Origin of the sequence: Anaerotignum propionicum (assembly GCF_024461735.1) — a bacterium.
In the GTDB taxonomy this organism is placed as follows: domain Bacteria; phylum Bacillota; class Clostridia; order Lachnospirales; family Anaerotignaceae; genus Chakrabartyella.
On sequence record NZ_JANGAD010000006.1, the window covers coordinates 90,205 to 103,100 of the forward strand.

Sequence of the window (12,896 nt, forward strand, 5' to 3'; positions counted from 1 at the left end):
GTTTTGGAACTGGCCTCGGAGTTTTGCCCTGAACATCTTTTTAGATTAGTAGGCGGCAACGGCTGCCACCGTTATCGGTTTTGAGTGTGCCTTTTGGCAAACTAGAGTGGTAACACGGAGTATCCCTTCGTCTCTAACTGAGACGAAGGTTTTTTTATTTTTTGGTATAAAAATTTCCAGACCTTATAAGGTGTATTTATTTCTGTTTGATAAATCTGAATAATTATACTGAAATTTGGGCTATGTTTAGGAAATAGATTGTTTGGGAGCTTGTTTTATTAAGGAGGAGATTGTATGAACAGTCGCTATGAATTTGGTGAAATTGAGAAAAAGTGGCGTGATGAATGGGAGAAGAATCCTATTAATGTAGAGGATGACAAAAAGCCTAAGTTTTATTGTCTGGACATGTTCCCATACCCATCTGGTACAGGGCTTCATGTTGGTCACTGGAGAGGGTACGTTTTAAGCGATGTTGTCAGCAGATACAAAGTTTTGCAGGGCTATCAGGTGCTTCACCCCATGGGCTGGGATGCCTTTGGTTTGCCTGCTGAAAACTTTGCAATTAAGAATAATATGCATCCTCGTATTGCCACTGCAAATAACATTACAAACGTAAAGCGTCAGCTTCACGAAATCAGCGCAATTTATGATTGGGATAAAGAAGTTGATACAACAGACCCGGGTTACTATAAATGGACCCAGTGGATTTTTGTTCAAATGTTTAAAAAAGGCTTAGCTTATGAAAAAGAAATGCCTTTAAACTGGTGCCCTAGCTGTAAATGCGTTTTGGCGAATGAGGAAGCTGCCGGCGGTACTTGTGAACGTTGTGGTTCTACAGTAACAAAGAGAAATCTTCGTCAATGGATGCTGAAAATCACTGCTTACGCAGACAGATTATTGGAAGATTTACAGAAGTTGGATTGGTCTGATAAAGTAAAGAAAATGCAGTCTGATTGGATTGGAAGAAGCTACGGTGCTGAAATAGAGTTTAAAGTAAGCGGAAGTGATAAAAATATCTCTGTTTACACAACGAGACCTGATACACTTTTTGGCTGTACCTTTATGGTTTTGGCTCCTGAGTATAAAGGAATTGATGATTTTATTGCCCCTGGATATGAGGAAACCGTGAAGAAATATTGCTTTGACGCTTCCACAAAATCCTCTGTTGACCGTATGACAGATAAAGAAAAAACAGGTGTGTTTACTGGCACTTATTGTGTAAATCCAGTGAATGGTAAAGAAATCCCTGTTTGGGTTGCTGATTATGTATTGGCGGATTATGGTACTGGTGCAGTAATGTGTGTACCTGCTCATGATGAACGTGACTTTGAGTTCGCCACAAAATTTGAATTGCCTATTATTCAGGTTATTTTGCCTGAAGGAGAAGAAGAGAAGCCTTTAACCGAAGCATATGTTGGTGACGGTGTTATTATTAATTCCGGTGATTGGAATGGAATGAAGGCATTTGAAGCCAAGAAAAAAGTGCCTCATTTGATGGAAGAAAAGGGAATTGGTAAGAAAACAGTAAACTATAAATTGCGCGATTGGGTATTCTCCAGACAAAGATATTGGGGTGAGCCTATTCCTATTATCCATTGTGATCACTGTGGGGCTGTTCCTGTTCCCGAAGATCAGTTGCCTGTTCTGCTTCCAGAAGTAGAATCCTACAAGCCTACGGATACAGGAGAATCTCCTTTGGCTCATATTGATGAGTGGGTGAATACAACTTGCCCTGTTTGCGGCAAGCCTGCAAAGAGAGAAACAAATACCATGCCACAGTGGGCAGGTTCCAGCTGGTATTTCTTGCGTTATGTAGATAACCATAATGATAAAGAATTGGCAAGTATGGAAGCTTTGAAAAAATGGGCTCCTGTTGACTTATATGTTGGTGGTATCGAGCATGCTGTATTGCACTTACTGTACGCTCGTTTCTATACAAAATTCTTATATGACATTGGTGCGGTTCCTTTTGAAGAACCTTTCCAGAAGCTGTTTAACCAAGGTATGATAACCAAGAATGGCGGCAAGATGAGTAAATCCTTGGGTAATGTGGTATCTCCCGACGAATTGGTTGAAAAATATGGCTGTGACTCACTGAGAATGTATGAATTGTTCGTTGGCCCTCCTGAAATGGATTGCGATTGGGACGATAGCGGTATTGATGGGGTGTTCCGTTTCTTAAATAAAATTTGGAAAATGGTTTATTCCTATAAAGATGCACCTGTGCAAGCAAGCAAAGAAGAAGCATTTGTTTGCAATAAGATGATTGCTGATATTACCAGCCGTTTAGAAGCTTTGACAATGAATACAATTGTCAGCGGTTTTATGGAATCATCCAATAAATTTAATGAAATTGCCAAAAAACAGGGCGGTCTTTCAAAGGAAACCTTGGAAACAGTGGTTACTATGTTAGCTCCCTTTGCACCTCATATCTCTGAGGAGCTTTGGAAGGAATTGGGTCATGAGGACTCCGTTTTTGCCGCTGGCTGGCCTGTAGTGGATGAAAGTAAGCTTGTACAGGATACCATTGAAATCGCTATTCAAATTGGTGGTAAATTAAGAGGAACCATGGAGATTTCCGCTGATGCCGATAAGGAAGCAGTATTGGCACAGGCAAAAGAGACTTTAGGTAGTCGCTTAGATGGAAAAGAAATTGTAAAAGAGATTTATGTACCCGGTAGAATCGTAAATCTCATTGTTAAGTAAATTCATTGAACTATTATTGCAGAGTTGTGAGAGCTTGTTCTCTAGCAGCTCTGCTTTTTGTGCTATGAGGTGATTGAAATGGTAGAATTACTGATGATGGATGGGGATGTATTAAAAGATACTGCAAAATTTCAGATTGCTATGGAGCTTGTGGGGGAGAAACGTAGAGCCAAAGTTGAAAAAATGATGAAAGAGGAAAGTAAACGTCTTTCTTTATGTGCGGGTCTTTTATTGAGGTATGCTTTTTCAAAGTTGAATCAAATCGCTCTTTATAATGAGATTGAAATAACAGAAAAAGGCATGCTATATTTACCCAATCATGAATATTACTTTAGCTTGTCTCACTCTGGGCAGTTTGCAATTTGCGGTTTTTCTCTTGAATCCGTTGGTTGTGATATTGAAAAAATGCGGGATCGCTTACCGAGAGTTGCAAAAATTTTTTCTCCGGAAGAAGAGCAATTTTCTTATGAATTAGATGATGAAAATAAAAAAGCGTTTTTCTTTCAACTATGGACCCGGAAAGAAAGCGTAACAAAATGGATGGGTACAGGTATCACATATCCCTTTAACAGCTTTACTGTAATGGATGGGTTGCGAAACAGAAATATCATCTTTATAGAAGGTAAAAAATTGTGTTTAAAATCGTTTCAGATGGAAGATTATATGATTTCTTTATGTAACGAACGGGGGAATTTTCCTCAGGAGGTTAAAAAAATAGATTGGAATATTTTAATTGAAAATTAAAAATATTTAATTGTGTTTTAAAGTTGAAAATTGTCACAAAATCTGTATAATATAAAGAGACAAATTGTGATAATAATGAGGTTTAAATAATGAAAATACTAAAAAAGGCTACTTGCCTTGTTTTAACGGCTTTTCTAGCCATCGGTGTTTTTCCTACCTATCAGACGGGTGCTGCTACTGTTGCTGAATTAGAAGCAAAAAGAAAGACACTGTCACAGCAGACGGACAAAGCAAAAAAGGAAATTGCAAACCTAAAGAACAAGCAGTTAACTGTGGAACAAGAAATTGATGCCATGGATAAGGTTATGAATAGTTTGCAAGCAGAGTTGGATAATGCGCAATCAGATTTAGATGAGCTGGCTGCATCTTTAAAGGCCACTGAAAAAGAATTAGTAGAAGCAACTGCAAAGAGAGATAGACAATTTGAGCTTTTGGGCAGTCGCATGCGTTTTTTGCAGCAAAAGGGTTCTTCAGGCTATCTGGAAATTCTTTTGGAGGCTGAAAGTTTTTCTGATTTATTTTTAAGAATGCAGTATGTGAATGATATTATGTCTTTTGATAAAGATATTTTGGATCAGCTGCAAGCAATTCAAACAACAATTCAGACCAAGAAAGAAGAGATTGCAAAAAACCATGCGGCTCAGGCTGAAGTGGTGAAAGTACAAAAGGAAAAAGTTGAAAGTATGAAGAGCGTCATTTCAGAGAAAGAAGCTTTGATGGCGTCTTATGCAAAAGATGTAAAGAAGCAGGAGCAATTAATTGCTGCAAATGCAAAGGCTGATCAACAGGTTTTAAACTTGATTGCTCAGCAAACAAGTAGCTCTACACCATATTATACTGGAAATGGCTCTTTAGGATGGCCGGTACCTGCAAAATCGGCGTCTTCCTCAAGCTTAAGCAGTGGTTTTGTGCATAGAGTGAATCCTGTTACAGGAAGAAGCGAGAATCATAGTGGTTATGACATTCCTGCACCATATGGTTCAGCTATTGTTGCCGCAGAAGCTGGGAAGGTTACATATTCCGGTTGGATGAATGGCTATGGCTATACCATTATCATTGATCATGGCGGCGGACTCTCCACACTATATGGACATAACTCTTCTCTTGTTGTATCGAAGGGCGCAATGGTAAAAAGAGGGCAGACCGTTGCAAAATGTGGTAGTACAGGAATTTCAACGGGTAACCATTGTCATTTCTCAGTTTTAGTAAATGGCAAATATGTTAATCCTCAATCTTACTTAGGCGTTAAAAATATTAGTCGTTAATTGTTAAAAAAGAATATTGTTGATGAAACATCCTCACAGATGGCCTATATGAATATAGATAGTGCTTTGTGAGGGTGTTTTTTTAAACAAGGATTATCAGGATACCATAATTATATTATGTAAACAAATGGGGGCTTTTTAATTGAATGTGCGTGTTGTACGGCTCAAAAAAGATGATAAATGCTATATTACAAAAATCAGCTCTTGGTTTTATCACTGGTGGGGAAAACAGGAAGGCTTTAGCAGCGATAAAATGGAAGCTTATGTATTGCATTCATTGTGTGAAGATAGAATACCTCAAACGTATATATTGTTAGCTGATGAAGAATTGATAGGTGTATACCAATTGTCTGTAATGGATATTGATGTTCGGCCGGATATTTATCCATGGCTTATTAATGTCTATATTGATAAACCACATAGAGGCAAAGGATATTTAAATCTTTTGATGAAATCAGCCAAGGATAATTGTCAGCAACTTGGAATAAAACAAATTTTTTTATATACGACTCATGAGGGATTATATGAAAAGTATGGTTTACGATTTGAAGAAGAATTTAATACTTTTATTAAAGGTAAAGAAATACAGAGACTATATAGCTGGATTATCTAAGATAATATAAAATACAAACATAACTATTCGTAAAAGTGTCGTTTTGCGAATAGTTATAGCTATCCCCCTGTTTGTTTCTATATAATGTTTTGTCAATGATATTGCAATCTGAAATTTTGCTATAGCATTATAGCTGTTATTAATATTAACAATAAACCCCTATGGTAATATTCCATAAGGGTTTTCTTGTCTATGTTATGGTATTAGTTTTTGTATAGAATCGAAATAATCTTTATTAGCAATTATTTTTCCCTCGCCACCAATTGTGCAATAATTTTTAACTTTAGAAATATCTCTTAATAAAACTGAAAATTCTAAAATATCATTTTTTGTTGTGTGTATGATTTGATTTCTTTCCATGATTTCAAAATCTTCTGGAAAATCCCGATATTCTTTATTTATTGCGTCATTGAGTCTTTCTGCATTTGTTTTAGGTTGATCTAATCGATTAATTGTACCTAATATATATTTTGTCATTTCTCTGTCTGTAGCATAGAAATTTCCAATTTTTTTCCATAATTCCTTATAAATCTCATAGGTCTCGGTCACGTTTGGATCTCGATAGGAATAAAAATAGGAAATTCCATTTTGCTGGAAGCTGCAACCACTTCCATAAGCGCCACCCTTAACGCGTACTTCGTTCCAAAGATATTCTAAATTTAAAATGGTTCTCAATACTTGCATTTTCCCAGTATAGTTATAACCCAGTTTTCTATAATCTGCTGAAAAAATATTGTATTGCACGGTACTGTTCGCTGTAAATCCAATGGATGATGGGTTTTTATCGAAAGAGAAATTCTTTAATTTCCTATCTTTTCCAGGTTCTAAATTTTTATAAATATAATCACGCAATTCAATAGATTTATCTAAATCATCTTCTTCACAGCCTAAGGAAATATAGAAACTTTTTTGCGTAAATAAACATTCTGCAGTTTTCTTTAGATTTTCAATAACAATTTCAGGTTTTTGAGAAAGCAACTTGTCAATGTTAACTAGGAAATGAAAATAATCAATTCCACTTGTAATCTCATTTACTTTTCCTCCATTGGACAGTTGGCCAACACTAAAATGTATCGCCTCTAAGTGAGAATAATTAAGGAGATAGTTTTCACCTTTTATTTTAGCTCCACGAATAATTTTTTTCAGACTATCCAGGGCGTTAAAATTCGTATTTAAAAGAATCTCTTTTGTCAATTCAGCAACTTCAGCAATATCTTCTTTTAAGAATTTACTTTTCAAAGTTAAAAATCCCGTATAATTTTCCGTATTCTCACTATAGACATCATTTTGAAAAGATAGTCCACCAAAAACTTTGTTGGTTACCATAGGTAATTGTTGATATGAATATTTTTTGGTATCCAGTTTTCCTAGGACATCTGTTAAAAGTCCTGCATAAGGTAAAAGCTCTTCATTTAAGGAATCCACATCAAAATGTAATTTCAAATAAATGATTCCATTGCTCTGCATTGGGACAAAAATTTGTTTCCCCTCTCCTACCCTGCTTTTTGTGTATACAGGAATAGAAGGTGCGGGATTAATCTGAGATAACTGCAATATGGGAATCTGCTCAAGAATTTCTGGAGAATCTTCTGTATGCTGGAAAATCTCAAGTTTTCTCGTATCTTCCTTTATTTGCATCATATCTTCTTCAGTGAAAGAAGCCTTTTTGTCTTGCATTTTCTGTAAAAAGGCCCTTTGTATTTCCTTTTCCTTATCTCTATCTGGGGAAAAGACCAAAATATTCTTTTTTTCATTATGCAGGATATGGTTTTCAACTAAGCTAATCCAATCATAATTTGGATTTTTAAGTTTCTCCAAAGTCTCAAAATGCCGTAGACAGAAAAATGGATTTTTCCCATGCAACCAGCTCTTCATTAATTTCATTCCATAAATTAATCCTTTTGGTGTTGAGCCATAATCCTCTTCCTTCAATAAGAACGAAAGCCTTCTAAGGCTGCTGGACAATAATTCTTGATCAAGTCCATCTCGAAGTATGCCCTCAAGCGTTTTATTAATTGTCTTTTCAAATTCAGAAACCTTGGACAAATCAGCATTTTTTGCAACGATACTAAACAGCATTTCAAAGGTTGAGGAGTCGAACCACCCTTCTACATCATCACAAATTTTAGCTTCCATTAGAGCAGTTTTTATCACAGAGGCATTTGTTTCCAACAAAACATAGGATAGTACTTGTAAGGCCATTGTGAGCTCTTCATCCGTACATAGACCAACGTTCACAGAGTATGCAAAATACCCTTTTTCCTCATCACTATCAGTTGGATAGGTTTCTTTTGATGATGTCTGTAAATTATTACCTTTTGTCTCCGGTATTTCCGGCAAATCAATGGTTCGCATAAAATCATTCAAATATCCATCGCCAATGTGGGCTAAACAACGATCTATATCCATATCACCATATAAATAAATATAGGAATTTGATGGATGATAGTATTTCTTATGAAAAGCAAGAAACGCTTCGTAAGTTAAATCCGGAATTGAGGCAGGGTCTCCACCGGATTCAAAGCCGTATGTGGTTTTACCAAATAAGTTCCTAGAGATAGCCCCTTGCAGTAAGCTTTCAGGATCAGAAAGAGCTCCTTTCATCTCATTATAAACTACGCCTGTAATGTCAAGCTGTCCTGTTTCTTCATTGACAATATACCGCCAACCTTCTTGCATAAATATTTCTTTTTTTGTGTAGATGTTAGGATAAAAAACAGCATCCAAATAAACATCCATTAAATTATGAAAATCCTCCTCATTACAGCTGGCAATGGGATACATGGTTTTATCCGCATAAGTCAAGGCATTTAAAAATGTATTTAATGATCCTTTTGCCAACTCATTGAAGGGATCCTTTGAAGCGTATTTTCTGGAACCACATAGTACAGAATGCTCCAAAATATGAGGGGTACCGCAATCATCCTCAGGAGGCGTTTTAAAGGAAATAGAAAATACCTTGTTATCATCTTTTGCCTTTATATAGATAAGCCTTGCTCCACTTTTTAGATGTTCAAATAAATATCCTTCTCCATGAATGTCTGATATAACTTCTTTGTCTTTTAGTAAGAAGCCATGCATCACTGTATTAAGCTTTAATTCCATATAAGAACCTCCTTATTTCATTTGCAAATAGTTATAGTAAATTCATCTTTGTTTTCTTAAGCAATATTAGAATGCAATCATTAGTTTATCACAGGAAAGAAAAAATTTCTATATTTAAAATTTTGTGTTGACAAATAGAAGTCGTTAGTTTATAATCATTATTAGTTAGTAAATAATATTAAAAATTCAAGGAGGAAAATTATATGAAGAAATTTGTTTGTTCCGTTTGTGGTTATGTACATGAAGGTGATTCCGCACCTGAAATCTGTCCAGTTTGTAAGGTAGGCTCTGAAAAATTTATCGAACAAGGCGGCGAAAAATCTTGGGCTGCTGAACATGTTGTTGGGGTTGCTCAGGGCGCTAGTGAAGATATTATGAAGGATTTGAGAGCAAACTTTGAAGGCGAATGCACCGAGGTTGGTATGTATTTAGCAATGGCAAGAGTTGCTCATAGAGAAGGATATCCTGAAATCGGTTTGTATTATGAAAAAGCGGCTTGGGAAGAAGCTGAACATGCTGCAAAATTTGCAGAATTGTTAGGCGAAGTTATTACAAACTCAACCAAGAAAAACTTAGAATTAAGAGTTGATGCTGAAAATGGTGCAACTGCTGGTAAAACTGATCTTGCTAAGCGTGCAAAAGCAGCAAACTTGGATGCAATTCATGATACAGTACATGAAATGGCTCGTGATGAAGCTAGACACGGTAAGGCTTTCGAAGGTCTTCTGAACAGATACTTCGGTAAATAATGAGTTAAGACATAATTCACCCCCTGACAATAGGAAGTACCTATGGTCAGGGGTTTTTAATTTCTTGTTCATGAATTAATATCTGAGCTTCTGAAGTTCAGTACCATATATTATAAATCCATCTTATAGGATTTTCTATTATTTCGATTCTAACCTGCGCAGATAGCTTTTTCTTCCCAGAATTAGCATTGACAGAACCATACCGATGCCTGATAGAATTAGCATAAACCCGATTCCTCGCCCCTGCCCTATTCCAATTATTTTTCCAATGCTATCGGCAAGAAGCCCTGAATTTTGAAACATTGGTTCAAAAACAACATCTGCAATCACGCCACAACTGGCAAATGCGATAATCATACCAGTTTGTGTGAGTAAGCTGACCAATCCCCATACTCTTCCCTGTAATTCATTGGGTATGCTTAGGCGAAGAAGTACCTCAGCACATGAGTTAATGAAAGGAAGGGTTAGAAAGAACATAAATAACATAAAAGAAACAAAGTATAAATTGGTTTTCACACCAACCAATGCCATAAAAAGACCGCACAATACAGCAGACAGTATCAACACTTTTCTATACTGATTACTTTTAATGCCAAAAATACCGATAAAGACGCTGCTTACCAGCATACCACCTGCACAGATTGATTCAATATAGCCCACTGTTTTTGCATCACTTACAGCAAGAATCATTGGCGCAGTCAGTGTTTGAATAAAGCCTAAAAAGAAACACATCATTGTCATAATTATGATAAGGGAACGTATTTCCTTGTTTTTCGAAACCACTTGAAAGCCCTCTTGGAATTCCTTAGCAAAACTATTTTTTGCCTCTTTTTTTATTGGTTTTTGCAGATGACTTCTTGCAATGAGAACAGATGAGACTGTAATAATAAATGTTCCGAAGTCCAGCATTAAAATTAGACTAATATCTGAAATATGAAGCAAAAATCCAGCAAGTGCTGGCGAAATTAGATATTTTGCATTTCCGGCCATTTGTACCATTCCACTTGCTTTTGCATATTCCTCCTCCGTAAGCAAATCGGACACAGTTGCCCGATAGGCAGGTTCCATTAAAGATACGAAGATGGAACTAATACTTACCCCAATTAAGATTGGTAGAATACTTTGATTTCCCGTTTTTAAGTTGACCAGTATATAAAGCAATCCTAGGCCTGAGAATACATCACCACATATCATTAAAAGCCTACGATCATACCGATCCGCCAAAATCCCTCCAAATGGGCTGAGCAATACTGTTGGCATAAATGCCAATAATGTGATTAATGACACGAAAGTTACGCTTCCAGTAAGCTGATATACGTAAATAGATAAAGCAAATGCTGTCATGCCACTTCCAATGCTGGATACCAATTCACCTATCCATATAATTATAAAGTTTTTCATATTTTTCTCCATTTCCACTGAAAGATCAGTCTGTCATTTTTCCTTAAAAAGAAGTGTATTAATATCTTCAAAGATGAAACAAAAAACCTTTTGTCTAATATAAAAAGAATGTCTATTGATCAAAAAATCTGCTTTAGTTCATCTACAGAAATCATTTAGAAGTGTATCTATTTCTCCAATTAAATTAAAAAAGACTCTCCTCAAAATTGAAACAGTAATAACACTTTTTTTGACCGACTGTCAGTCTATATAAATATATTATTTGTTCTTTTTTCTTTTGTCAAGGAAATTGAGAAAAATAAAAAAGGAATTTATTGTTGAGCAACATTATTTCGATTCATAATAAAGGAGTCAAAAATTATTTAATAAAAATTTTATCAAAAAAAATCCCCTATCCGTTTATAGGATAAGGGATTGCTCTTTAAAATTTAGACATTAGGTTTTTAATTTTATCGCGGAATGCCTGACGATCTACATTGGTCACAATATAAGCGTTATGCTCAAACTGTTTATCACTATATAAATCTGTCACCGATTTACCAAGGGTTATTTGTCCTTTTGTTTCTACTCGGATGCCCACATGATGGGTTTCAAATATACTGTCATCTACAGCGTATAATACTGCCGCAGGGTCGTGTAAGGCCACACCTTTATAACCCAACTCTAGATAATGTCTTAGACCGCCCTGCATAACATCTCGAAAAATTTTTGCCTGAAAAGAACCTAAAGAACCGATTTCTTCAAGCTCCTCTGGAGTTAAATAAGCTTTTAAGGTCACATCTAAACCACACATATAAACCGGCACGCCACAGCAGAACAACATATCTGCTGATTCCGGGTCAACGTAGAAATTAAATTCAGCAGAGGGTGTCACATTGCCGCCGATTGCAGCTCCACCCATAATAACAATACGTTTAATGAGCTTAGGCAGTTCGCTATATTTGGATAAAGCAATTCCTAGATTTGTCATAGGGCCAACTGCGATAATAACCAATTCGCCATTGCACTCTTTTGCAATACGATAAATGGCATCCCATGCTTTTTCTTCTTCAATCTTTGTGTTTGTTACTTCAGCAGGATAGGAAACCCCGCCAAATCCATCGACTCCATGAATTTTCTCTGCAGTTACAGGCTCGCGAAACATTGGTCTGTCTGCTCCCATATAAATGGGGATGTCTTTGCCCATAGCATGTCTTACTTTCACAGCATTTGCCGTTGTTTTATCAACACCAACATTACCAGCCACAGTTGTAATTGCACGTATATCCAATTCTTCTAAGCGGCTTGCCAACAACAACGCCGCTGTATCGTCAACACCTGGATCACAGTCGATAATTACTGGGAAACGATTCATTTCGCCACCTCCCCATATACACTGATTGCTTCTACTAACAGGTCGACAAATGCTTGTCTGTCAATACCCATCAATACTTTAGCATTTGGAACTACATCTAAAACATGATCAAAGTCAGCCACCGTTGCGCCTTTACAGAAATCACCCGTGGTCTCTACCTCAACATATAAATCTTTTGATTCCATAATTTCTGGTTTAATTAAGGCAGCCACTGCCACTGCATCATGGACAGGTGCACCTTCGTAACCCAAGGTTCTATGGAATTGATAAAAGAATTCCAACCATTCAGCAACAATGATGGCAACATGATTACCCAAGGCACGGATACGCTCAAAATCTTCAGGAAAAATCATGGCCTTTTCCGTTACATCCAAACCTGCCATAATAATTGGTATTCCGGATTTGAATACCACATCAGCAGCTTCAGGATCTACTAATATATTAAATTCTGCCGCAGGTGTCCAATTGCCGTACTGCACACCGCCACCCATCAGTGAAATCTGCTTAATGTTTCCTTTCAATTCTGGGTGAGCCAACAATAGCGCTGCCACGTTTGTTAATGGGCCTGTAGGCACAATTGTAATAGGCTCATCACTCTCTTGAATGATCTTAGCCATCAAGGTAACTGCATCCATATTAACAACTTCAAAATCAGGTTCAGGCAGCTCTGGGCCATCTAAACCAGATTCACCATGAACCGTTGGTGCAATAATGGGTTCTGCTATCAAAGGTCTAACACGACCCTTTGCGGTTGGAACATGCAGGTTAATCAAAGTACAAATACGAAGGGCGTTGTATGTTGTTTTTTCGATTGTCTGATTACCACAACAAGATGTAACTGCTCGAATGTCAAGAACCGGACTAGCATTCGCCAATACCCACGCAATGGCATCATCATGTCCTGGATCTCCGTCTAAAATAATAGGAATCCTCTTCATGTTATCCTCCTTATTTACTAT

General features: G+C 36.7%; 9 protein-coding genes and 1 other annotated feature (1 of these 10 running past the window's edge). Of the genes, 5 read left to right on the forward strand and 4 right to left on the reverse strand.

What is annotated here, in order from left to right:
* Positions 1-138 (forward strand) — a binding site (T-box leader); it begins 81 nt to the left of the window's first position.
* Between the two features lie 156 nt (positions 139-294).
* The 4 genes from leuS (at position 295) to NE558_RS09370 (ending at position 5,328) form a co-directional block, all read left to right on the forward strand.
* The gene (gene leuS, locus NE558_RS09355; protein WP_256149773.1) at positions 295-2,706 is read left to right on the forward strand and encodes a leucine--tRNA ligase; all 2,412 of its coding nucleotides are present in this window, start codon (positions 295-297) and stop codon (positions 2,704-2,706) included.
* A gap of 78 nt (positions 2,707-2,784) precedes the next feature.
* The gene (locus NE558_RS09360) at positions 2,785-3,450 is read left to right on the forward strand and encodes a 4'-phosphopantetheinyl transferase family protein (protein WP_256149774.1); all 666 of its coding nucleotides are present in this window, start codon (positions 2,785-2,787) and stop codon (positions 3,448-3,450) included.
* 89 nt (positions 3,451-3,539) lie between these two features.
* Positions 3,540-4,715, forward strand: coding sequence for a murein hydrolase activator EnvC family protein (locus NE558_RS09365; protein WP_256149775.1), 1,176 nt, complete (start codon positions 3,540-3,542; stop codon positions 4,713-4,715).
* Between the two features lie 148 nt (positions 4,716-4,863).
* Positions 4,864-5,328 carry a GNAT family N-acetyltransferase gene (locus NE558_RS09370; protein WP_256149886.1) on the forward strand — a complete coding sequence of 155 codons (465 nt, stop codon included), beginning with the start codon at positions 4,864-4,866 and terminating at the stop codon, positions 5,326-5,328.
* A 195-nt stretch (positions 5,329-5,523) separates the two neighbouring features.
* On the opposite strand, the gene NE558_RS09375 is transcribed toward NE558_RS09370, so the two are convergent.
* Complete coding sequence (locus tag NE558_RS09375; RefSeq protein WP_256149776.1) at positions 5,524-8,433, reverse strand: insulinase family protein; 2,910 nt, start codon at positions 8,431-8,433, stop codon at positions 5,524-5,526.
* Positions 8,434-8,636: 203 nt separating this feature from the next.
* On the opposite strand from NE558_RS09375, the gene NE558_RS09380 reads away from it, so the two are divergent.
* Positions 8,637-9,182: an NADH peroxidase gene (locus NE558_RS09380; RefSeq protein ID WP_256149777.1), complete on the forward strand. Its 546-nt coding sequence runs from the start codon at positions 8,637-8,639 to the stop codon at positions 9,180-9,182.
* A gap of 138 nt (positions 9,183-9,320) precedes the next feature.
* Here NE558_RS09380 and NE558_RS09385 read toward each other — a convergent pair whose 3' ends face one another.
* The 3 genes from NE558_RS09385 to NE558_RS09395 form a co-directional block, all read right to left on the reverse strand.
* On the reverse strand, positions 9,321-10,583 hold the full coding sequence (locus tag NE558_RS09385) for an MFS transporter (RefSeq protein ID WP_256149778.1): 1,263 nt from the start codon (positions 10,581-10,583) through the stop codon (positions 9,321-9,323).
* A 421-nt stretch (positions 10,584-11,004) separates the two neighbouring features.
* Positions 11,005-11,937: a nucleoside hydrolase gene (locus NE558_RS09390; protein WP_256149780.1), complete on the reverse strand. Its 933-nt coding sequence runs from the start codon at positions 11,935-11,937 to the stop codon at positions 11,005-11,007.
* On the reverse strand, positions 11,934-12,875 hold the full coding sequence (locus NE558_RS09395; RefSeq protein ID WP_256149781.1) for a nucleoside hydrolase: 942 nt from the start codon (positions 12,873-12,875) through the stop codon (positions 11,934-11,936). Before NE558_RS09395 ends, NE558_RS09390 begins: the two co-directional genes overlap by 4 nt.
* Positions 12,876-12,896 lie beyond the last annotated feature (21 nt).

Excerpts from the sequence above, each read along its gene's own strand:
- NE558_RS09380 (WP_256149777.1), top strand. The coding sequence starts at position 8,637 with ATGAAGAAATTTGTTTGTTCCGTTTGTGGTTATGTACATGAAGGTGAT.
- NE558_RS09375 (WP_256149776.1), bottom strand. The coding sequence starts at position 8,433 with ATGGAATTAAAGCTTAATACAGTGATGCATGGCTTCTTACTAAAAGAC.
- NE558_RS09385 (WP_256149778.1), bottom strand. The coding sequence starts at position 10,583 with ATGAAAAACTTTATAATTATATGGATAGGTGAATTGGTATCCAGCATT.
- NE558_RS09390 (WP_256149780.1), bottom strand. The coding sequence starts at position 11,937 with ATGAATCGTTTCCCAGTAATTATCGACTGTGATCCAGGTGTTGACGAT.
- NE558_RS09360 (WP_256149774.1), top strand. The coding sequence starts at position 2,785 with ATGGTAGAATTACTGATGATGGATGGGGATGTATTAAAAGATACTGCA.
- NE558_RS09395 (WP_256149781.1), bottom strand. The coding sequence starts at position 12,875 with ATGAAGAGGATTCCTATTATTTTAGACGGAGATCCAGGACATGATGAT.
- NE558_RS09365 (WP_256149775.1), top strand. The coding sequence starts at position 3,540 with ATGAAAATACTAAAAAAGGCTACTTGCCTTGTTTTAACGGCTTTTCTA.
- leuS (WP_256149773.1), top strand. The coding sequence starts at position 295 with ATGAACAGTCGCTATGAATTTGGTGAAATTGAGAAAAAGTGGCGTGAT.